Raw genomic sequence first — 870 nt, 5'->3', positions numbered from 1 at the left:
TTGTCGCTGACGATCATCTTGGGCGCGCCACGCTCGGCGATCAGGTCGCCCAGCTCGCGCACCACCCGCTTGCCCGAGATCGACGTGTCGAGCACCGCCCGCAAACACTCGCGTGTCACGTCGTCGACGATGTTGAGGATACGGAACCGCCGCCCCGTGGCCATCTGATCATGAACAAAGTCCAGGCTCCAGCGCTGGTTGGGTAGCGCCAGCACCGGCGCAGGTGCCCGCGCGCCGACGGCGCGCTTTCGTACCTTCCGGCGACGGACTGTCAGGCCTTCCTCGCGGTAAAGCCGCTGGGTCTTCTTGCGGTTGATCGTGATGCCCTCCCGCCGAAGCAGGATGTGCAACCGCCGATAACCGAACCGTCGGCGCTGCTGCGCCAGCTCGCGCAGACGCGACCGAAGGTCGCCATCATCTGCCCGGCTCGAGCGATACCGCATGCTCGTGCGATCCGCCCCGACGACAGCACACGCCCGCCGCTCGCTCATCCCCAGCGTCGTCTGGAGATGCGCGACCGCTTCCCGCTTCGCAGCAGGCGTCACCATTTTTTTGACAGCAGGTCCTTCAGACCTGCGTTGTCGAGCATCGTGTCCGCCAACAGCCGCTTGAGCCGGCCGTTCTCCTCCTCAAGCGCCCGCAGCCGCTTCGCATCGGACACCTCCAGGCCGCCAAACTTAGCCTTCCAGGCGTAGTAGGTCGCGCTCGACATCCCGTGCCGTCGGCACAGATCCGCCACAACCGCGCCCGCTTCGGCCTCCTTCAGGATGCCGATGATCTGCTCTTCCGAAAACTGCTTCCGCTTCATCTGTCCGTCCCTTTCCGAGGTCGGACTCTAGCTTCAACTGGAGGAAAAAAAGGGGGTCACGT

Annotated in this window: 1 pseudogene; it reads right to left on the bottom strand. The window is 64.7% G+C overall.

What is annotated here, in order from left to right:
• Positions 1 to 808: pseudogene (locus MF610_RS18985) on the bottom strand (IS3 family transposase); the annotation flags it as partial.
• Positions 809 to 870: the final 62 nt, after the last annotated feature.

The organism is Sphingomonas hankookensis (assembly GCF_022664465.1).
GTDB classification, from domain to species: domain Bacteria; phylum Pseudomonadota; class Alphaproteobacteria; order Sphingomonadales; family Sphingomonadaceae; genus Sphingomonas; species Sphingomonas hankookensis.
Note: the sequence above shows the minus strand (reverse complement) of the source record. Positions and strands in the feature narration are given on the sequence as shown.